Origin of the sequence: Xanthomonas populi, assembly GCF_002940065.1 — a bacterium.
In the GTDB taxonomy this organism is placed as follows: Bacteria; Pseudomonadota; Gammaproteobacteria; order Xanthomonadales; family Xanthomonadaceae; genus Xanthomonas; species Xanthomonas populi.
Genome location: NZ_MDEJ01000015.1, coordinates 26,439 through 47,342, shown reverse-complemented (window position 1 = coordinate 47,342; position 20,904 = coordinate 26,439). Strand labels below are relative to the sequence as shown.

18 protein-coding genes and 1 pseudogene are annotated in these 20,904 nt (G+C 65.5%); 7 read left to right on the top strand and 12 right to left on the bottom strand.

What is annotated here, in order from left to right; translation table 11 throughout:
• The first annotated feature begins 148 nt into the window (after nt 1-148).
• The 6 genes from XpopCFBP1817_RS04125 (at nt 149) to XpopCFBP1817_RS04100 (ending at nt 8,065) form a co-directional block, all read left to right on the top strand.
• Nucleotides 149-2,290 carry an FUSC family protein gene (locus tag XpopCFBP1817_RS04125; RefSeq protein WP_128416113.1) on the top strand — a complete coding sequence of 714 codons (2,142 nt, stop codon included), beginning with the start codon at nt 149-151 and terminating at the stop codon, nt 2,288-2,290.
• Nucleotides 2,291-2,324: 34 nt separating this feature from the next.
• Complete coding sequence (kynU, locus tag XpopCFBP1817_RS04120) at nt 2,325-3,596, top strand: kynureninase (protein WP_128416112.1); 1,272 nt, start codon at nt 2,325-2,327, stop codon at nt 3,594-3,596.
• Between the two features lie 172 nt (nt 3,597-3,768).
• Nucleotides 3,769-5,136: an FAD-dependent oxidoreductase gene (locus XpopCFBP1817_RS04115; RefSeq protein WP_128416111.1), complete on the top strand. Its 1,368-nt coding sequence runs from the start codon at nt 3,769-3,771 to the stop codon at nt 5,134-5,136.
• 109 nt (nt 5,137-5,245) lie between these two features.
• A complete protein-coding gene (gene sbcB, locus XpopCFBP1817_RS04110; protein WP_128416110.1) occupies nt 5,246-6,691 on the top strand; it encodes an exodeoxyribonuclease I in 1,446 nt (481 codons plus the stop codon).
• Nucleotides 6,688-7,374 (top strand): DUF2461 domain-containing protein, encoded by a 687-nt coding sequence (locus tag XpopCFBP1817_RS04105; RefSeq protein WP_128416109.1) that lies wholly within the window; start codon nt 6,688-6,690, stop codon nt 7,372-7,374. Before sbcB ends, XpopCFBP1817_RS04105 begins: the two co-directional genes overlap by 4 nt.
• A 124-nt stretch (nt 7,375-7,498) precedes the next feature.
• Nucleotides 7,499-8,065, top strand: coding sequence for a DUF2939 domain-containing protein (locus XpopCFBP1817_RS04100; RefSeq protein WP_128416108.1), 567 nt, complete (start codon nt 7,499-7,501; stop codon nt 8,063-8,065).
• 78 nt (nt 8,066-8,143) lie between these two features.
• Here the strand turns inward: XpopCFBP1817_RS04100 and XpopCFBP1817_RS04095 are convergent, their stop codons facing one another.
• The 8 genes and pseudogenes from XpopCFBP1817_RS04095 to XpopCFBP1817_RS04060 all read right to left on the bottom strand — a co-directional run bounded on the left by XpopCFBP1817_RS04095 (nt 8,144) and on the right by XpopCFBP1817_RS04060 (nt 16,649).
• Nucleotides 8,144-8,887 (bottom strand): spermine/spermidine synthase domain-containing protein, encoded by a 744-nt coding sequence (locus XpopCFBP1817_RS04095; protein WP_128416107.1) that lies wholly within the window; start codon nt 8,885-8,887, stop codon nt 8,144-8,146.
• Nucleotides 8,884-9,849 carry a 5'-nucleotidase gene (locus XpopCFBP1817_RS04090; RefSeq protein ID WP_128416106.1) on the bottom strand — a complete coding sequence of 322 codons (966 nt, stop codon included), beginning with the start codon at nt 9,847-9,849 and terminating at the stop codon, nt 8,884-8,886. The genes XpopCFBP1817_RS04095 and XpopCFBP1817_RS04090 overlap by 4 nt, the downstream gene beginning before the upstream one ends.
• A 167-nt stretch (nt 9,850-10,016) precedes the next feature.
• Nucleotides 10,017-10,793 (bottom strand): NAD kinase, encoded by a 777-nt coding sequence (locus XpopCFBP1817_RS04085; RefSeq protein ID WP_128416105.1) that lies wholly within the window; start codon nt 10,791-10,793, stop codon nt 10,017-10,019.
• Between the two features lie 209 nt (nt 10,794-11,002).
• Nucleotides 11,003-13,138, bottom strand: a complete 2,136-nt coding sequence (gene rlmKL, locus XpopCFBP1817_RS04080) for a bifunctional 23S rRNA (guanine(2069)-N(7))-methyltransferase RlmK/23S rRNA (guanine(2445)-N(2))-methyltransferase RlmL (RefSeq protein ID WP_128416104.1) — start codon at nt 13,136-13,138, stop codon at nt 11,003-11,005.
• Nucleotides 13,139-13,304: 166 nt separating this feature from the next.
• Nucleotides 13,305-14,904: pseudogene (locus XpopCFBP1817_RS23510) on the bottom strand (ABC-F family ATP-binding cassette domain-containing protein).
• Between the two features lie 182 nt (nt 14,905-15,086).
• Nucleotides 15,087-15,593 carry a GNAT family N-acetyltransferase gene (locus XpopCFBP1817_RS04070; protein WP_128416103.1) on the bottom strand — a complete coding sequence of 169 codons (507 nt, stop codon included), beginning with the start codon at nt 15,591-15,593 and terminating at the stop codon, nt 15,087-15,089.
• Nucleotides 15,594-15,633: 40 nt separating this feature from the next.
• A complete protein-coding gene (locus tag XpopCFBP1817_RS04065; protein WP_128416102.1) occupies nt 15,634-16,161 on the bottom strand; it encodes a YqiA/YcfP family alpha/beta fold hydrolase in 528 nt (175 codons plus the stop codon).
• Entirely contained in the window at nt 16,158-16,649 is a 492-nt protein-coding gene (locus XpopCFBP1817_RS04060; RefSeq protein ID WP_128416101.1) for an MOSC domain-containing protein, read from the bottom strand. Before XpopCFBP1817_RS04060 ends, XpopCFBP1817_RS04065 begins: the two co-directional genes overlap by 4 nt.
• Before the next feature lie 23 nt (nt 16,650-16,672).
• Between XpopCFBP1817_RS04060 and XpopCFBP1817_RS04055 the strand changes: the two genes are divergently transcribed.
• A complete protein-coding gene (locus tag XpopCFBP1817_RS04055; protein WP_128416100.1) occupies nt 16,673-17,248 on the top strand; it encodes an N-acetylmuramoyl-L-alanine amidase in 576 nt (191 codons plus the stop codon).
• A gap of 9 nt (nt 17,249-17,257) precedes the next feature.
• On the opposite strand, the gene XpopCFBP1817_RS04050 is transcribed toward XpopCFBP1817_RS04055, so the two are convergent.
• The 4 genes from XpopCFBP1817_RS04050 to XpopCFBP1817_RS04035 form a co-directional block, all read right to left on the bottom strand.
• The gene (locus tag XpopCFBP1817_RS04050; RefSeq protein WP_128416099.1) at nt 17,258-18,211 is read right to left on the bottom strand and encodes a DUF1684 domain-containing protein; all 954 of its coding nucleotides are present in this window, start codon (nt 18,209-18,211) and stop codon (nt 17,258-17,260) included.
• A 73-nt stretch (nt 18,212-18,284) separates the two neighbouring features.
• On the bottom strand, nt 18,285-19,172 hold the full coding sequence (locus XpopCFBP1817_RS04045; protein ID WP_128416098.1) for a sulfurtransferase: 888 nt from the start codon (nt 19,170-19,172) through the stop codon (nt 18,285-18,287).
• Nucleotides 19,169-19,906, bottom strand: a complete 738-nt coding sequence (locus XpopCFBP1817_RS04040; protein WP_244171050.1) for a CoA pyrophosphatase — start codon at nt 19,904-19,906, stop codon at nt 19,169-19,171. Before XpopCFBP1817_RS04040 ends, XpopCFBP1817_RS04045 begins: the two co-directional genes overlap by 4 nt.
• A gap of 196 nt (nt 19,907-20,102) precedes the next feature.
• Complete coding sequence (locus XpopCFBP1817_RS04035; RefSeq protein ID WP_128416097.1) at nt 20,103-20,801, bottom strand: FKBP-type peptidyl-prolyl cis-trans isomerase N-terminal domain-containing protein; 699 nt, start codon at nt 20,799-20,801, stop codon at nt 20,103-20,105.
• Between the last annotated feature and the right edge of the window lie 103 nt (nt 20,802-20,904).

The following is a 20,904-nucleotide window of genomic DNA, read 5'->3' as shown; positions in this document are numbered from 1 at the left end:
AGCTCGACGTCATGTTCCTCGGATTCCTGAGCTTCGTCCTGATCGTTGAAGGGCTTCGTATGTGTTAACAGGCCCTAATAGGCAACTCTGATGCGCCCGTCGAACCCAGTAGTCTGCTGCGCCAGTCGAAACTATTGAAGTCTGCACCATGCTGCGCACGCTGATCGACCTCAAACCGCGTGACGTGCCGCTGCGCGTCGCCTTGCGCAATACCGCTGCGGTGGTGCTGCCGTTGGCGGTGGGCGTGGCGACCGGTCATGTCGCCGCCGGCCTGGCAGTGTGTACCGGCGCGCTCAACACCATGTTCACCGACCAGCCCGGCCCGTATCGCGCGCGTCTGCAACGCATGTTGATGGCCGCGTTGGCCGCCGGTGCGGCCGCGTTGCTCGGCATTTGGGTCGGCCACAACACCCCTGCATTGGTCGTCGCCGGTTTGTTGCTCGGTCTGGGCGGCGGGCTGCTGGTGGCGCTCGGCCCGGTGGCCGCGCGGGTGGGCCTGACCAGCATGATTGTGCTGGTGGTCAGCGCCGATATGCGCTTGCCGGTGGAGCAGGCACCGGGCGTTGCGGCGTTGATCTTCGCCGGTGGCCTGCTGCAGGTGGTGCTGGCATTGGCGGCGTGGCCGCTGCAACGCTACCGCCCGGAACGCTTCGCACTCGCCGATCTGATGCGTCAACTGGCAGGCATCGCACGCCAGCGCCCCGAAGCCAGCGCCGCACCGCAGGCAACGCAACAAGTGCTTGATGCGATGGTGATGCTGCACGGCGAACACCGCTCGCGCGCGATCGCCGTGCAGAGTTTCCGCATCATTGCCGAGCTCTGCGATCGCGTGCGGCTGGAGCTGCTGTCGCTGGCCGATGCCGACACCCGCCTGGCCGACTCGCAAGCCCGCCCAGCCATCGAACGTGTGCTCGAACGCAGCGCGATCGTGCTGGAACAACTCGCCCACGCCATGACCGGCGGCGAAGACCCGTTGGTGGCCGATGCCTCGATGACCGGCTTCGACGATCTGGTCGCTGCACTGGCGCAGTTTCAGCTCGACAACGCCGATACCCGTGAGCGTCGATTGGTGCGTGTGGCAGTGGCGCGTGCGCAAGGCCTGGGTGGCCAGTTGCGCGCACTGATCCGCAACGCGCATTGGGCCAGCAGCCGTGGCGAGATCCAGGCGCAACTGGCCGAAGCGCGCTTGCCTGCGGCACTCAGGCCGGCGGCAACCTGGGCCACCTTGCGCGCGAATCTGGATCTGTCGTCGGTGGCATTCCGGCATGCATTGCGCTGCGGCGTATGTCTGGCGCTGGCGATCGCCTTTCAACGTTGGCAGCAGATTCCGCATGGCTTCTGGATTCCGATGACCGCCGCCATCGTGCTCAAGCCGGATTTTGGCGGAACTTTCAGCTTCGGCGCCTTACGTGTGGCCGGCACCTTCGTCGGCCTGTTGGTGGCGACACTGCTGGCGCATCTGGCGATGGATGGCGCCAGCATCCGGCTGGCTTTGCTGGCGCTGTTTTGCCTGGGTTTCCGCTTGTTGACACAGGTGAATTACGGCATCGGCGTGGCGTTTCTGACCGGTATGCTGGTGCTGTTGTTGTCGTTCGAAGGCGTGGCACCCGGCGAAGCGATTGGCGCGCGTGTGCAGGCGACTGTGGCCGGCAGCGCATGGGCCCTGATCGCCTATGCGCTGTGGCCCACGCGCGAACGTCGGCATATCCGCGCTTCGCTGGCACAGCTGATCAGCGCGTATCGCGATCATCTGCGCAACCTGTTGCTCGGCCAGATGGAGGATCTGAGCGATACCCGCGCCGCTGCGCGCGTGGCGCGCACCAATGCGCAGGCCTCGATCGAGCGCCTGCGCGGCGAGCCACGCAGCCGCCGCAATCTGCACGAACTCAAACTTGCCGAATCGCTGCTGGCCAACAGCAACCGGCTGATCCGCGCCACCTTGTCGCTGGAAGCGGTGCTGCGCGACGGCCACGCCTTGCCCACATTGGATGCATTGCCTGCATTTGCAGAACAAGCCGACCAAGCGCTGTCCGAACTCATTACCTGTCTGGTGAATGGCGGCATCCCTGCCGCGGCGACCTTGCGCAGCGCCGAACGCAGCTTGTCCGATGCGTTGGCGGCGCTGCCCGACAGCTCGCCCACTACCGCTGCATTAGCCGACACCATCGACCGCATCACCGACAGTATCGGCACGTTGGCCCATCTATTGCGGCCTGCCCGACCAGCCTCAACCAACGCCTCGGCCCAGACAGCGGCCGCGCATGACGGCGCACACGCTGCCGGCAGGTAAACTGCCCCACTGACCTGCGTTGCGAGCTGTGATGATGACCAACCTGCTGTCCCGCGCCCATGCCGTTGCATTGGACGCCGCCGACCCACTGCGCCACCTGCGCGATGACTTTGTGTTCCCGCAGCATGGCGACCAGGATCAGACCTATTTCGTCGGCAATTCGCTGGGCCTGCAGCCGCGCGCCGCGCGCGCGATGGTGGCCGAAGTACTCGACCAGTGGGGCGCACTCGCGGTGGAAGGCCACTTCACCGGCCCCACCCAATGGCTGACCTATCACCAGTTGGTGCGCGATGGTCTGGCCCGCGTGGTCGGCGCGCTGCCCGGCGAAGTGGTCGCGATGAACACGCTGAGTGTCAATCTGCATATGATGATGGCCAGCTTCTACCGCCCCACGCCCGAGCGCGGCGCGATCCTGATCGAAGCCGGCGCGTTTCCGTCCGACCGCCATGCGGTGGAATCGCAACTACGCCTGCATGGGCTGGACCCGGCCACGCACCTGATCGAAGTGGAAGCAGACGAACCCAATGGCACGTTATCGATGGCGGCGATCGCCGATGCTATCGCAGTGCATGGTCCGCGCCTTGCATTGGTGCTGTGGCCAGGCGTCCAGTACCGCACCGGCCAGGCTTTCGAGCTGGGCGGCATCGCGCGTTTGGCACGCGCACAAGGCGCGGCGGTGGGCTTCGACCTGGCGCATGCGGTCGGCAACATTGCGCTGACGCTGCACGACGATGGCGTCGATTTTGCGGTGTGGTGTCATTATAAATATCTCAACGCCGGTCCCGGCGCAGTGGGCGGCTGTTTCGTGCACGAACGCCATGCCAACAGCAATCTGCCGCGCATGGCCGGCTGGTGGGGACACGAGCAGCAGACCCGCTTCCGCATGGACCCGCAGTTTGTGCCCTCGCCCGGCGCCGAAGGCTGGCAGCTGAGCAACCCGCCGGCGCTGGCGCTGGCGCCGCTCCGTGCGTCGCTGGAGCTGTTCGATCAGGCCGGCATGCCGGCACTACGTGCAAAATCCGAACAGCTCACCGGGAATCTGGAGCAGCTGATCCACGCACGCGTGCCGCAGGTACTGCAGATCGTCACCCCGGCCGAACCCGCGCAGCGCGGCTGCCAGCTGTCGTTGCGGGTGGCCGGTGGCCGCGCGCAGGGGCGCTCGCTGTTCGAGTATCTACAGTCGGTGGGCGTGCTCGGCGACTGGCGCGAACCGGATGTCATCCGCATCGCGCCGGTGCCGTTGTACAACCGCTTCTGCGATCTGCACCAGTTGGTGGAGCAGGTGGAAACCTGGGCTGCCGCCTGAGCACGCGGCACAGACGGCGTCATCGAAACAGGTGTGCGCGCCAGTCGGAACCGGCACACGCGCACGTACACTCCAGACCCGCATCTGGATGACCGCGGCGTGCGCCGTCGCTAGCCGCTTCACTGTCTCCCTCTTCGCCGGCATCCGCGTCCGGCCGCTTCCGGATACCGCATTGAGCGCAGTCACTCCTCGTTCCCTGACATTGATCGGCGCTGGTCTGGCCGGTTGCCTGCTGGCCATTCTGCTATCGCGTCGCGGCTGGCAGGTCACCGTCTACGAGCGCCGCGGCGATCCGCACATCAAGGGCTACGAGTCCGGCCGCTCGATCAACCTGGCACTGGCCGAACGCGGCCGCCATGCGCTGCGCCAGGCCGGCGCCGAAGATGCGGTGATGGCCAAGGCGGTGATGATGCGCGGACGCATGGTGCATCCGCTGATTGGCGAACCGCAGTTGCAGCGCTACGGGCGCGACGACAGCGAAGTGATCTGGTCGATCCATCGCGCAGCGCTGAATGTCGCGCTGCTGGATCTGGCCGAACAGGCCGGCGCACGCGTGCACTTTTATCGGCGCCTGCATACGGTGGATTTCGATGCCGGCTACGCACGTTTCATCGACGACCGCGACGACCAGCCGCACGAGATCCACGTCCAGAGTCTGATCGGCAGCGATGGCGCCGGCTCCACGCTGCGCGCGGCAATGCAGCGCAAATCGCCGCTGGGCGAGCGCATCGAATTCCTCGATCACTCCTACAAAGAACTGGAGATTCCGCCACTGCCCGGCGGTGGTTTCCGTATCGAACGCAATGCGCTGCACATCTGGCCGCGCGGGCGTTACATGTGCATCGCGCTGCCCAACGATGGCGGCACCTTCACCGTCACGCTATTTCTGCCCAACGCCGGCGAGCCCAGTTTTGTTACCACGCGCACCGGCGACGAAGCGCTAGCCCTGTTCGCACGCGACTTTCCCGATGCCTTGCCGCTGATTCCGCAACTCAAGGAGCATTGGGAAGAACATCCGCCCGGACTGCTCGGCACCTTGACGCTGGACCGCTGGCATCTGGGCGGCCGCGCATTGCTGATCGGCGACGCCGCACATGCGATGGTGCCGTTCCACGGCCAGGGCATGAATTGCGCCTTCGAAGACTGCGTTGCACTGGCAGAGCAATTGGACGCGCACGACGATCTCGAACACGCCTTCGCCGCGTTCGAAGCAGCGCGCCGCGACGATGCGGCAGCGATCCAGCAGATGGCGCTGGAAAACTATCTGGAAATGCGCGACCGCGTCGGCGATGCCGCGTTCCTACTGCAACGCGCGCTGGAACAGGAACTGCAGACACGCTGGCCCACCCGCTTCGTGCCGCATTACACGATGGTGACCTTCCTGCGCACGCGCTATTCGATCGCCCTGGCGCGCAGCGAGATCCAGCGCGAGATTCTGGTCGAGGCCACGCGCGGGCACACCGATCTGTCGCGCATCGACTGGGCCGCGCTGGAAGCGGTCGTGCATGCGCGTCTGCAGCCGCTGGAAGGCGCGCACTGAACCTTGCGCACAGGCCCCCTGCGTCAGCGTGCTGGCGCGCAGATGAGAGATACTAGGCAGCACTGGGGGCGCCCTCCCCAGCGCGCCGCAGATCTGGATGTGATACGGCATGCCTGACAGCTTTCTCTTCTATGACCTGGAAACCTTCGGCCAGGATCCGCGCCGCACGCGCATCGCGCAGTTCGCCGCGGTGCGCACCGATGCGCAATTGCACGTGATCGATGAGCCGATCAGTTTCTACGTGCAGCCGGCCGACGATCTGCTGCCCTCCCCGTACGCGACCATGGTCACCGGCATTACCCCGCAACACGCGCTGCGCGAAGGTGTGAGCGAGGCCGAAGCGTTCGCGCGTATTTCCGAACAGATGAGCCGGCCGCAGACCTGCACGCTGGGCTACAACTCGATCCGCTTCGACGACGAGTTCGTGCGCTGCGGCCTGTTCCGCAATTTCTACGACCCGTACGAGCGCGAGTGGCGCGGCGGCAACTCGCGTTGGGATCTGCTCGACGTGTTGCGGCTGGTGCATGCCCTGCGCCCGGACGGCATCGTCTGGCCGCAGCGCGAAGATGGCGCCACCTCGTTCAAACTCGAACACCTGGCAGATGCCAACGCGGTGCGCGAAGGCGATGCGCACGAGGCGCTGTCAGACGTGCACGCCACCATCGGCATGGCGCGCAAATTCCAGCAACACCAGCCCAAACTATGGGAGTACGCCCTGCGTCTACGCGACAAGCGCTTTGCGGCGACGCTGCTCGACGTCATCGCCATGCAGCCGGTGCTGCATATCTCGCAGCGCTATCCCGCATCGCGCATGTGCGCCGCTGCGGTGCTGCCGTTGACGCGCCATCCACGCATCGACAGCCGGGTGATCGTGTTCGATCTGGAGAGCGATCCTGAAGGGCTGTTGCGCCTGAGTCCGGACGAGATCGCCGACCGGCTGTATATCCGCGCCGCCGATCTGCCCGAAGGCGAACAGCGCATTCCGCTGAAGGAGGTGCATCTGAACAAGTCGCCGGAACTGGTGGCCTGGCAGCATCTGCGCGCAGCGGATTTTCAGCGTCTGGGCATCGACCACGATGCGGTATTGGCAAAAGCCGCGCGCCTACGCGAGCTCGGCCCAGAGCTGGCCGAAAAAGTGCGTCAGGTCTACGGCAATGAGCGCGCTGCGGCGCCAGCGGTCAACGATGCCGATGCATCGCTCTACGACGGCTTCCTGGCCGAGGGCGACAAGCGCCTGCTCACCCAGGTCCGCACCAGTGCGCCGGCCGCGTTGGGCGCGCTGGAATCGCGCTTGCGCGACCCGCGCCTGATCGAGTTGCTGTTCCGCTACCGCGCGCGCAATTGGCCGCAAACGCTGACGTTCGAGGAGCACGAACGCTGGAACGTGTACCGCCGCCAGCGCCTGCTCGAAGACCGTGGCCTGGGCGAAGTCACGCTCGACCAGTTCCATACGCAGATCGCGGATTTACGGCTTGCTCACCCCGACGATGCTACCAAGCAAGCCCTACTCGACCAGCTCACCGCCTGGGGTTCGGACCTCCAACGCACGCTATGACCACCTACTTTTCCGAGGCCAGTTTCAAGTTTCTGCGTGCGCTGGCCCGCCACAACGACAAGACCTGGTTCAACGACCACCGGCATCAGTACGAGGCGCACGTGCGCCAGCCGTTTCTGCAGCTCATCACCGATCTGCAGCCGGCGTTGGCCAAGGTCAGCGAACACTATCGCGCCGATCCCAAGACCCAGGGCGGTTCGCTGTTTCGCATCTACCGCGATGCGCGGTTTTCCAACGACAAATCGCCGTACAAGAACTGGCAAGGTGCGCGCCTGTTTCATGAGCGCCGCCGCCAGGTGCCGGCGCCGTCGTTCTACCTCCATCTGCAGCCGGGCGAGAGTTTTGTTGGTGCAGGGCTGTGGCAACCGGAGACAGACACCCAACGCAAGCTGCGCCAGTTCATCTTCGACAATCCCGCCAACTGGAAAGCGGTCGCCTACGAACCCAAACTGCGCCGCAAATTTACAATGGACGACAGCGAAAAGCTGGTGCGTGCACCGCGCGGATTCCCCAACGATTTCGAGTTCATCGACGATCTCAAGCATCGCAACTGGGCCTATCTGCGCCACCTCGACGATGCCACCATGACTGGCACGCGTGTGCGTCAGACCATCGAAGCGGATCTGGTGGTATTGGCGCCGTTTGTCGATTATCTGTGCGCCGCGTTGGATCTGGAATTTTGATGCAGCGCATGGCGCAGACAGCGATCGAGGCTCCGCCGGCCGTCAGCGTGCGGCGGCGATTTTTCGCTACGCGTTGGCCTGCATCGATGGCGTCCCGGCCACCAACAGCAATGGAATGCGAACCATGAAAAAACGTTGGTTGCTACTGCCTGTGCTGACCGTACTGTTGCTGGCCACTTACGTGGTTACAGGCCCGTATCTGGCCATTCGCGGCATCAGCGATGCAGTGGCCAATCGCGATGCCGGGCAGCTGGAACACCACGTGGATTTCTCAAGTTTGCGGGTCAACCTCAAGGCGCAGCTGGACGATTATTTGATTCGCCAGGCCGGCAGCAGCATGCAATCGAGTCTGCTCGGCGGGTTCGCCTTGCAGCTTGCCAGTGGCATCAGCGGCGCCGGTGTGGACACGCTGGTCACGCCACTGGGCATCGGTGCGCTATTGCAGGGCCATGGCGTGTGGAATCGCGTCACCGGCGCCACCGTCAGTCCGGATACCTATGCGGCGCCAGCGCCTGCGCGCCCGTTACAAGACGCCGAGCAGCGCTTCGAATCCACCCGCCGTTTTACCGCCACCACCCGCACGGCGACCGGGGCACCGGTGGTGTTTGTGCTGACGCGACAAGGCCTGCGCTGGCGATTGACCGATATCCAGTTGCCGCTGGCTGATGCAGGCAATCTGCTCAACCCCTAAAGGTGCGTTTGCGAGCGATGGTGAAGTTTGCACCATCGCCGGCTGACGACACGTGTCAGACCACCCGGATACAGCAGCTCACGCATACCGCCAGGCCCGTTCCATCCACGCTGCCTGCAGCCGCAACATCGCCGGCCGCAACTGCCGACGCGCCGACCACGGCAACGACGCCAACGCCTGCTCCGCAGTCCCCGGCGTGCGTTTGCCATTCCAGGCGTACAACACCTGATTGCGCAGATCCGGCTCGGGCAACAGCAGCACCCGTCCCTCGAACACGTCGCGTAGCTTGGCCAGATGCCCGGCGAGCGGCACCTGGAACAGGTTCAACGCCAGCACACCGCTTGGCGTCAGCGCAGCGCGGCACTCGGCGTAGAACTCGGGCGTGCATAGCGCGGGTGGAATGCCGTGGGCATCGTAGGCATCCAGCAGCAACAGGTCGTATCGCCCGGCACGCGTGCCGATCCACTGCGCACCATCGCCGTGCGTGACCTCAAGCCGCGCATCGTCGCGCGGCACAGCAAACGCATCGCGCAACGCCAGCACCTGCGCATCGGCGTCCACCGCTTCGATGCGCGTGCTGCGCAGATAACGATGGCAGAACTTGGCCTGCGCGCCGCCGCCGAATCCAATCAGCCCAATGCGCTCGGGGCGCGGCTGCAGCCACAACACGGCCAGCATGCCGCGCGTGTACGGCAGCATCAGCCGATACGGCGCCCAGCGCGACATGCAGGTCTGGACGGTATCGCCGGCGAAATACAGCTCCAGCTGGCGCCAGCTGGAGCGCAGCGCGGCGCGTGCAGGCGGCTTTGGTGCATCGCTCACCTGCTCGGTGGATCGTTGGCCACGCCATGCGGCACGTGACCGGCCGCCACGTGTTGGTGTTGGCGCGCACTGTCGATGTTGTGCTGCGAATCGTCGAAGAAGATATCCGCGCCAAACGCCTCTAGAAACGGCCCCTTGTGGCGTCCGCCCAGGAACAAGGCCTCGTCCAAGCGCACGCCCCAGTCGCGCAAGGTGCGGATCACCCGCTCATGCGCCGGTGCAGAACGCGCGGTGACCAGCGCGGTGCGGATCGGCGCGGCCTCACCAGGCGGAAATGCCGCCTGCAGCGCATGCAGCGCAGACAGAAAATTGCGGAACGGCCCGACCGACAACGGTTCGCGTGCGCGTTCGCGCTCGTGGCGTCCAAATGCCTCCACACCCTGCTCGCGCGAGATGCGTTCGCTCTCGTCGCCGAAGATCACCGCATCGCCGTCGAAGGCGATACGCAACTGCGTCGGCAACCGGCTTTCATCGTTGTCCACGATCGCCGCTGCGGCCTCGGCACGTTCGCCCGGCGCGCGCGGCATGATGGTCGCCGCCGCAATGCCATGGGTGAGCGCACGCCGCACCGACTCCGGATTGGCCGACAGAAACAGATCGGTGCCGAACGGCTTTACGTACGGCCAGGTCGGCTGACCAGAGGTAAAGGTCGCCCGCACGATGCCCAGGTTGTAGTGCTGAATCGAATTGAAGATGCGCAAACCTGTATCGGCAGAATTGCGCGACAGCAGAATCACTTCCACACGCGGGGTTTCTTCGGGCACATCGTGGTTGAGCGCCAGCAGCTTGCGCACCACGGGAAACGCAACGCCCGGCTCCAGAATGTTGTCCTCATGCTCGCGCTGGAACGCCGAATACGCCTCCACACCATCGGCCTCGAACAGCGCGTGACCTTCTTCGAGGTCGAACAGCGCGCGCGAGGTGACCGCGACGGTCAGTAACCTTGGGGAATTATCAGCCATTTGGGCGCCGGGAATAGGGAATAGGGAATAGGTTGAAGCGGGAATTCGAAATCGGAATTCGATTTCTCACCCGCCCCGCATCGTAGCGCGTGCGCGCGATCCTACAGCCTAAGTACCGCGCTCTTGCTGTTGCCAATCCTAAATCCCCACTCCCGAATCACCGCCCTTCAAACCGCAAATTGCTCGCTGAAAATGCGCTCTTCCAGATTGTGTTCGGGATCGAACAGCAGCGTCACCTGGCGCTGCGTGGATTCGCGGATGGTCACTTCGATCACGTCGCGGATCTCGTGCGAGTCAGCGGTGACACTGACCGGGCGTTTGTACGGGTCCAGCACGCGGAAGCACACTTCGGTATCGGCCTTGAGGATGGCGCCGCGCCAGCGTCGCGGGCGATACGGGGCAATCGGTGTCAGCGCCAGCGTATTCGAGCCCAGCGGCAAAATCGGCCCATGCGCGGAGTAGTTGTACGCGGTGCTGCCGGCTGGCGTGGCCACCGTCACGCCATCGCCAATCAGCTCGGCGATGCGGGTCTGGCCATTGAGATCCACGCTCAGATGCGCGGCCTGGCGGGTCTGTCGCAACAGCGAGACCTCGTTGTAGGCCAGCGACACCGCACTGGCACCGGACTCGGTCTGCACCTGCATTTCCAGCGGGCGCAGATGCGCCGGCTCGGCGCGTTGCAGACGCGCGAGGAGGTCATCTTCATCGTCGCGGTACTGGTTCATCAAAAACCCGACCGAGCCCAGCTTCATGCCGAACACCGGCTTGCTGGCAGCGCCATGCCGATGCAGGGTCTGCAGCATGAAACCGTCACCGCCCAGGGCGCAGACGATATCGGCGGTGGCCAGCGCGTGATCGCCGTAGCGCTGCACAAGATGCGCGCGCGCGGCCACCGCCGGCTCGGCGTGACTGGCGAGAAAGGCGATGCGAGGTGGTGCGGTCATCGTTAACTCCAAAGCATGCGAATCAGCATACCCCAGCGCTGTGGTGGGCTTGTTGCGGCCACGCCCTGCGCTCGCATCCCCGGCCGCGATGACGCCTGCGCCTGCGCGATCAGACGCGACCGACAAGCTGGCGCGCGGCAGCTAGCCGAGCGCGGCCAAGACCGATATCGCAACGCGCACACCAGGCCGTCAGACGCGACCCGGGGGCCTCACGCCGTCAGCCGCCACGCCCGATGAATCCGCGCATGTCGCTCAAAATCAGGATCGATGGTGCGCGGGCTGATTTCCTCGCACTGCGCGAACTCGGCCACCATCTCCTCATCCAGCTTGAAGCGACGGAAGTTGTTGGAAAAATACAGCACGCCCCCCGGCGCCAGACGCGCCACTGCCGCACGCAACAGGCGCACATGCTCGCGCTGGATGTCGAAGTCTTCTGCACGTGCGGAATTTGAGAAGGTCGGCGGGTCGCAGAAGATCACATCGAAATGCGCACGCTCGGCTTCCAGCCACGCCAGCGCATCGGCCTGCACCAGCTTGTGCTTGCTACCGGCCTGCCCGTTCAAGGCCAGGTTGTCGGCGCACCATTGCAGGTAGGTACCGGACAGATCCACGCTGGTGGTGGATGTCGCACCGGCCACCGCCGCTTGCACGCTGGCCACGCCGGTGTAGCAAAACAGATTGAGGAAGCGCCGCCCCTTGGATTGCGTGGCCATGGTGCCGCGTAACGGGCGATGGTCCAGGAACAAGCCGGTGTCCAGGTAATCGAACAGATTTACCCGCAGCAAGGCGCCATGCTCGCGCACGTTGATGAACTCATTGCGCTGCTCGAAGCGGCCATACTTGCTGCCGCCTTTGCCACGCTCGCGCGATTTGAGTGCAACACGTTCCCCCGGCACCTCGAATACTTCACGTGCGGCGGCCAGCAGTTCGCCGAGACGACGGCGCACATCGGCTTGCGGAATCGTCGCCGGTGCGGCGTATTCCTGCACGTGCAAAAACACGCGGCGATCGCCATCGGCTTGCTGATACACGTCGATGGCAGCGGAATACTCCGGCAGATCGGCGTCGTAGGCACGGAAACATTCGATGCCTTCGCGCGCGCGCCATTTCTTGAACTTCTGCAGATTCTTGCGTAAGCGGTTTGCGACCATCTGCGCGCCCTCGCTGAGCGCGGTCGGTGCAGCCAGCGGGGTGCGTCGTGGCATCGCGATCGGGTCGCACACGATCAGCGCGCACTCGATCGCGCCGTTGAACAGCTGGTATTTCTTGCCCGCGCGCAGGCCGGTGGCATAGGCCAGTTCGGCATTGCCGCACAGCAGGCTGGCGCGCCACTGCGGCACGCAGCGCTGCAAGGTATCGCCCAGGCGGCGGTACAGTGCCGCATCGGCGGCCAGGCGCTCGTCATAGGGCGGGTTGCACACCACCACGCCGGTGGCCTGCTGCGGGGTCTGCAGATCGCCCACCTCGCGCACGCCGAACCAGATCGCCTCGGCGACACCGGCCACCTGCGCATTTTCCTTAGCGGCGCGGATCGCATGCGGATCCATGTCGCTGCCGTGGATCACCTGCTTGAGCGCGGCGCGGCCAAGGCTGTCGCGCTCGCGCGCTTGGCTCACCAGTTGCTGCCAGCGCTCGCGGTCGAAGCCGCGCCAACGGCTGGGAACATCGCTGCCATAGCGCTGCAGGCCGGGTGCGACGTCGGCGGCCATCAGCGCGCCTTCGATCAACAAGGTGCCGCTACCGCACATCGGATCCAGCAGGCCGCCACCGTCGGCGTAGGCACGTGGCCAACCGGCACGCAGCAGCACTGCTGCGGCCAGATTCTCTTTCAGCGGCGCTTCGTTCTGCGCCATGCGCCAGCCGCGCCGATGCAGCGGGCCGCCGCCCAGGTCCACCGAGAGGGTGGCGCGGCCCTTGCGCAGCGACAGGTTCAGGCGCAGATCCGGGCTTTCCACATCCACCGACGGGCGTTCAAGGCCCTGCCGGCGCATGGTGTCGACCACCGCGTCCTTGATGCGCTGCGCCGCATAGCGGGCATGCGTGATCGCGGTGCCGGAGACATGCGCATCCACCGACAGCGTGTGGCCAACGGACAGATGCGCGTCCCATGGCAACTCGGAAACGCCGGCATACAGCGCGTCCTCGTCCGGGCAATCGAACTCGCTCAACGGCCACAGCACGCGGCTGGCCAGGCGCGACCACATGACGGCGCGCTGCGCGTCGCGCAGATCGCCTTCGACGTTGACGCCGGAGATGGTGGCGGTGGCCTTGCTGGCGCCGAGCGTGAGCAGCTCGTCGGCAAGCAGGTATTCCAGGCCCTTGGCACAGGATGCGAAGAATTTCACGTAGGCAGGTATCGATGGAGACGCTAGCCGTGGGGGCGGGCGTGAGAGCGGGACGCTGGGCCGGCGCCCGGAAGGGCAAAGCCGTGGCCGCCGCGCGCGGGGCGCAAATGGTCGGCCATCGGCGCCGGCTTTACCAGCCCGGCGGCCGGATCGCCCGCTGCGCGGTTCACCACGGCGCCAGCCGCCACTGCGTCTGCGCGGTGTCCAGGCGCTGTTGCAGACCCAGCCGCTGCAGGAAGGCGGCATCGTGCGAGGCGACGATCAGCGCACCCTCGTAGCTGCGCAGCAGCGCTTCGATCGCCTCCACCGAGGCCAGATCCAGGTGATTGGTCGGTTCGTCCAGCAACAGCAGCTGCGCTGGCTGCGCTCGGTACAGCGCGCAGGCCAGCGCCGCCTTGAGCCGCTGGCCGCCGCTGAGCTGGCCGGTGGGCAGGTCCGCACGCGTCTGATCCACCCCAGCAGCGCCAGCCGCAGCCGGTGTGCGTGGGCTTGCGCGACTGGGTCGGCAGCGTGCAGTTGCGCGACGGCCGAGCGCGCCGGGTCCAGCAGCCCCAAGTCCTGGTTCAGATACGCCACCGGCACATGCACCTCGCAGTGTCCGGCGCTCGGCTGCAAGCGCCCGGCCAGCAGTTGCAGCAACGATGACTTGCCGCTGCCATTGGGGCCGACCAGGCCGATCCGCAGCTGCCCATGCAACAGCTGATCCACCCGACGCCCGCCCAGCCGCCCGTCGGCCAGTTGCACCTGCTGCAGCGTGGCCAACCGCCGCGACGCACCGGTCGGCGATGCCGACGCCAATACCGCGATGGCCCGATCGATCTCGACATGCGCTGCGCCTGCACCACCGCCTCGCTCAGCCGCGCCTGTTCAGCCTGACGCTGGCCGGCACTGACCTGACTGCGCTGCTTCTGGCGACCAAGCGGGATCGGCGCGTGGTTGGCCTGCCCCGCAGTACGCGCGCCGCGTGCCTGACGCTGCTGCTGGCGCAGTTGCTGCTCGCGCAGCGCCTGCTCGCCGCGTGCGCGTGCGTGTTTGCACTGGGCCAGCAGATCGCCGGCTGCCTGCTGCTCCAGCACGCGTTGCCGGGCATAGAACGCGTAATTGCCGCCGTAACTGCGCAGCCCGTGCGCGGACAGTTCCAGGATGCGCTGCATCGCCTCGAGCAAACTGCGGTCATGGCTGATCACCACCAGGCCACCGCTTCGTGCCTGCAGCCGATCCATCAACCGCTGGCGTTGCGGGCCATCCAGATGATTGCTCGGCTCATCGAGAATCAACAGGTCCGGCTGGGTCAGAAACGCGCCGGCCAGGGCGACGCGCATCGCTTCGCCGCCACTGAGTTGCGCTACCGGCGCTCGCGGATCGCGCCCGCCCAGGCCTTGCCGTTCGAGTTCTGCGGCCAAGTACTAATGGGCGCTCCAACGCTCGCCGACCTGTTCGAAATCGGCTGGATCCACGCTGCCGGCGGCGATCCTGTCCAGTGCGTCCAGCAGCGGCGCGACACCCGCCAACTCGGCGATGGTCTGTCCCGGCGCAATGCTCACGCGTTGCGGCAGGTAGTGCACGCTGCCGGTGCGCACGCAACGCCCGGCGCTGGGCGCCACCTCACCGGCCAACAGGCGCCCAAGCACGCTCTTGCCCACGCCATTGCGCCCGACCAGGCCGGTGGCGCGTTGGTCGATGTGGATCGTCAGATCAGAAAACAGCGGGCTGCCATCGGGCAGCACGTACGCAACGCTCTCCAGCGTCAGCGACGGACAGGTCATACGTTTCTCCATTGCATGCCAGCACACGCACCGATCCAACCGGATCGGCAGCGGCTAAGGCCGTCATCGCGACGGCGGCATCAATGGCGCATTGGACCAATCCTCAATGAGTTGCTGTGCAATCAGTTTAAACCTGCAGCGAATGCGACGGCACCCGCGCAGTGAACGACAATCGCGTGGACTCAACCCAGTCCGAACGCCGGGTGGTAGGACACATCGGCCAACGGCAGCAGCCGGTCGCCGAATGACAGCGCCTGCAACTCGGACGCTGGCACATCCGGCAACACCAGCCCCGGTTCCACCGCAAAGCCCAAGCGCTTGAAGAACACAGGCGCGCCGAGTGCCAGGCAGCCGGCCGCGCCGCGCTCGCGCAAGTTCGCCAGGGCCGATTGCACCAGGCGCGTACCCAGCCCCTGGCGCTGATGCCCGGGCCCGATCGCCAGCGGCCCCAGCGCGTACCACCCCGGCGAATGGTCCGAAAGCGACACCGGCGACACCGCCAGATGCCCGACCACATAGCCGTCGTGGTCGACCACCAACGACAACGTCAATGCGCCGTCGTTGCGCAACGCGGCAATCACGTGCTGCTCGTCATGGCGGCTGTGTTCGGAACGCATGAACGCGACCATCGTCAGCAGCTCGATGGCAGCGGCGTCGGCGTCGCTCGCTTCGCGGATCAACACGTTCATCGGTAACTCCGCATGCAGCACGCCAGCAGGTGCGAAGGCATCACAGGCTCTGCAACAGTTCGGCGAAGGCACGCGCCGACGCGTCCACATGCGCCGCCAGCCGATGGTCGTCGTCGACCAGCAGCAAGCGCGCATTGCGCGCCTGCGCCCAGGCGATCACCTCGGCGGCCGGGATCAATGCATCGCGCCAGGCATGCACGATCGACATCGGCACGGCCGCCGCATCCAACGCCGGCAACGGGCCCATCCTAGTCGGCGGCACCATCAAAAACAGCCCGCGCGTTGGCACCTGCAACGACACCTGGGCGGCGATATACGAACCCAGGCTGGAGCCGACCAGCACCAACGGCCCCTTGTCGGCCGCCGCACGCGCGATCTCCAGCAAGCGTTGCAGCCGGCCTTGCACATCACCGAGCGAGCTCACCTCGCGGCGGGCATCCAGATCGGTGTAGTCCGGGCGCTCGTGGGTCCAGCCCAATTGCGCGGCGACGTCGGCCAACGCGGTGACCTTCAGCGCGTCCGGGCCACTTTCGAACCCGTGCGACAGGATGCAATGACCGCGACTCATAGCGCCTGCACCGTATCGCCGATGCGCAGCACGCCGCCCCGCAGGATGCGCGCACACAGCCCGCCATGGCCGCGCATCGCATTGTAGCCGCCAGCGCCCAGCGCAGCTTCCATGCGCGAGCACGGGTCGCAGGGGTCGGTGCCTTCCAGTTCGACATCGCCGATGCGGAAGCGCCGCCCTTTCAAGGCGATCAGCGGGATGCCGGACACCATCAGATTGCGCCGCAACGTGGCTGGCGCAATCGTGGCGTGCCCGGTCAGCGCCGCAATCGCCGGCAGATGCTCGGCCTGGATCAAGGTCACGCCACGCTTGCCGCTGCCGCCTCTATAGCGGTCGCCCACCAGGCCAATGCCGGTGGTGGCCTGCACCGCTTCCACCTCGATCATGTCTACGTCGCGTGCCGGTCGCACACCGATCCAGGTCACCTGACCGATCTGCGGCAGCGTTGCCATCAATTTGCCCAAAGGGCTGTCGGGATTCAAAGCCATCGTCGAATGCTAGCATCCGCTCCATGTCCGATGCCGCCCTGCCGTCTCCGCCGATCACCTACGCGCCGTTGTCCTACGAATCGCGGTTGCCGCGACGCTCGCTTACACAGATCGACATGGTGGTCATCCACTGCACCGAATTGCCCGACATGGTAATGGCGCGCGAATACGGCGAACGCGTGCTCTACGACAGCGGCACTGGCAACAGCGGGCATTACTACATAGACCGCAACGGCAGCATCCAGCAATACGTCGCACTCGAGCGCGTCGCCCATCACGTGCGCGGCCATAACCCGCATACGCTGGGCATCGAACTGGTCAACAGCGGCCGCTATCCGCACTGGCTCGACTCGCACCATCAAGTCATGACCGAGCCGTATCCGAATGTGCAGATCACCGCGCTGATCACCCTGCTGCAGTGGCTGCAACAACGCCTGCCATCAGTCAGCCGGATCGCCGGTCATCAAGCACTGGATACCACCCAGGAAGCGGCAAGGGACGATCACTCGCGCAAGATTCAGCGCAAGCTCGACCCCGGCCCGCTGTTTCCATGGCCGCGCATCGAAGCTGCGGTGAGCTGGTTGCACACGCCACGCTGAGCGTAACGCTCAGCGCTCTGGCGCGCGGTAGGTTTTTTCGCCCGCATTCACCGCCACATCCAGACGATTCCCCGGCGGCGCGATCGGGCAGACCACGTGCGGCGTCAATGCGCAGGGCGGATTTTCGGCCAGATTGAAGTCGAGCACAATGCGGCCATCGCGTGGTGTTGCGGTGTACAGATAACGCGCGCCGCCATAGCTTTCCTTGCCGCTGGTGCGGTCGGCGAACAGGAAAAACAGGCCTTCGCCAGCATCCTGCGCAATCGGCTGCAATCGATACTCGTGACCATCGCGCCAGAACACCGCCTCGCCGGCCACCTCGACGGTGAGCGGCGTGCCGATCGAGGTGAGCAAGGTGGTCGCGTGCGGCGGTGAATAGGCCTGCCAGCGTGCCTGGACGCGCCACTGCGGATCGGTGGGAAAGTAGTCCAGCCCATCGAATTGCGTCAGTGCCGGCGCGGCCGGGTCGCGGAAGCGCCATCCGAACAAGCTGCCGGTTTGCACCAGATAGAATTGTTGGTCGCCCACATCCAGGCGATCGCCGCGCTGCCCTGCCCGCTCCGATTCCAGGCTAAGGCGATCGATACGCTTGCCGTTCACTGTCACCGGCACACCAGCCGCAGCCTGGAACTGCACGTGGCCGCCAGCGTCCAGCGTCAACTGCCCCAATTGCGCAGGACCGGCCGGCAACACGATGTCGCTGTGCGAATCGCTTCCCACGCGATACTGCCCAGCACGCACACGACCTGAGCCGGTGTAGCTCAGCCAACCATCAGGCGCGCGCAAACGCGTCAATCGCTCGGCACGTGCGCGCTCAAGTTCGAGCTGATGGACATCGCGCGCGTAGTTTTGTGCACGCCCAACAAGACGCCCATCGCCTGCGCCGGCGTTCGATTCCGCCGAACAGGCAGCCATCATCGAAACCGCGACGCAGATGGCGCCGACCTGTAACTGCAACCGCATGAGTCACTCACCACTGCGAGAAACTGCGCTCCGCGCAGCGAACCTGCGTCCCCACAGGTCACCGTTCCTGGCGCTATTGTGCCTGCAATCGGGGAGCGGCCGCGACCGGGCGGCTGTCATCGTGCAACCAACCGCTCCAGGAGCCGGCGTAAACACGCGCGCCAGACAAACCCGCCACGTCCAATGCCAGCAACAAATGGCACGCAGTCACGCCGGATCCGCACATCACCACCGCTTGCGCGGGTGAATATGCACCCAGCAGCGCAGACAGCTCGGCACGCAATTCGTCTGCCGGCTTGAAACGGCCATCGCGCAGGCTCACACCCAACGGACGACTCACCGCACCGGGCACATGCCCGGCCACCGGATCGATCGGCTCCACCTCACCGCGAAAGCGCTCACCGGCACGTGCATCCAGCAACCAGCCCGGCGCCTGATCCAGCCGCGCCAGAATCTGCTCGGCTTCGACCACCGCATCGCTGTTGAAACTGCCGGGATACGCCGCGCCATCACGCAATGCAGGTTGCTCGGTGTTCTCGGGCAATGCGGATGCGCGCCAGGCGGCCAATCCACCGTCCAGCACCGCCACGCGACGATGTCCCATCAACCGCAGCATCCACCATGCACGCGCTGCGGCCATGCTGCCGTCCGCAGCATCGTAGACCACGACCTGGCTGGCCGGATCGATGCCCCATTCGCCCAGCCGCTGGGCGAATGCCGCGCTGTGCGGCAGCGGATGCCTCCCCTGTGCAGGCCGCGACAAATCGGCCAGATCGTCGTTGAGATCGGCGTAATGGGCGCCCGGCAGATGTCCCTGCGCATAGGCATTGCGCGCTGCATCCTGGTCCGGCGCAGTGGGTGGCGCGGCGCGTGCGTCCAGCAGTCGCAGCTGCGGATGTTGCAACGCGGCCGCCAAGGTGGCGCTATCGACCAGCGTGGTCCAGTCGGTATCGACACTCATGCAACCTGCTCCAGGCGACGACGAAGATTGAGAAGAATGGCCGCGGTAGCGCCCCAGATGCGCTGGGCCGGCCAATCGTATTCGAGCACGCGGCGTAGCCGGCCGCGAAACTCCAGCTCCACGCTGCGCAGATTGTCAGGGTCCATCAGGTACGCCAAGGACACTTCGAAAATATCGGCCACTTCGTCCGGCTGCGGCACCGCCACGAACGCCGGGTCGATCACCGCGACCACCGGCGTCACGCGAAACCCGCTGACGGTCAAAAACGGATCCAGATAGCCCAAGGCATGCACTTGCTGCGCGCCGAGTGCGATCTCTTCGCAACTCTCGCGCAAGGCCGCAGCCGCCGCATCTGCATCGGAGGGCTCGACCCGCCCACCGGGAAAACTGACCTGACCGGCATGATGACGCAGGCTGTCGGTGCGGCGTGTCAGCAGCACCATGGTGCCGTGCTCGCGTGGCACCAAACCACACAACACCGCCGCTTCGGCGGAGGCGCCGCCTTCGGTCAGATCGATAAATTCGGCATGGTTCCAACCCGGCCCGTCGGGCGCGGTGTCCAGCGGATACAACGCACGCTGCAGTTGCGCGCATTCGGGCAGCCGCGCCGCCAGTGCGCGCGCAGGCAGAACCGTGTGCAGATATCTCTGGCGTTCGGCGTCGCTCATGCTCATCCAGCGTGCAATTTCATCCAGGCTGCGCAGGCAGCCGGCACAGTGCGACTGCGCGTCCAACTAACATACACCGATACATGGGCTGGGCAGACTGCCGTCTTTCGAATCCTTGTCGGTCATCACTGGGTCGGTCATCGCTCGCTCCTGCAGCCCCCGCATCGTCAAGACCTCCACCACTGCGTTCGCGCACCTCTGGTGGACCCAAACGACAACGCCGGCTTGGTGGCCGGCGTTGTCGCAGCAACAACAAACGCAATTACTTGACGCTGACCAGCTTGATCTCGAACTGCACAGCCACGTTCGGGGGGAACGGGGTACGCGGGTCGGCACCGTAGGCCTTCTCTGGCGGCAGGGTCACTTCCCACTTCGAACCGGCCGGCATCTGCAGCAGCGTGTCGCGCATGGCCTGCATCTCGACTTCGCTGACCTTGATGGCCGGAATCTGCTGCGCCGGACGTGCCTTCTCGCGATCGCCGAAGGGGAACGGACCGGCCACTTCCAGCTGCACAGTGCTGGCCTGAGTCGGCTTGGCGCCCTTGCCTGCTTCGATCACGCGGTACTGCACGCCGCTCGGCAGCGTCTGCACGCCAGCGGTGCCCTTGTTCTTGGCCAGGAACTGCTCGCTCTTGGTCTTGTTGGCAGCGGCAACCTTGTCGTACTCGGCCTTGGCCTGCTGGGCACGGCCCTGCTCGCGCTTCTGGAACGCTTCAACGGCCGGCTTCAACTGGTCGGCAGTGATCGACGGCTGCTTCTTGGCGTAGGCGTCTTGCAGACCCTTCACCACCGCATTGACATCGAGCTGCTCGCCGCGACCTGTGAGCTCGGCAAGGTTGTTGCCGTAGTCATAGCCGAAGTAATAGCTCAACTTTCCTTTCTCGGACGTTGTGTCCTGGGCAAGTGCATTGCCCGTCAGGGCCAGGGCCGCCACAGCGACCGCGATAGAACGCAACTTCATCAAACAATTCTCCAGGGTGGTGGCACAGGACGGGTCTGCCGCCTGAGATGACGCGCTAGGATAGCGGCCGCGATACCGAACCGCTACTCATCACGAAAGCTAT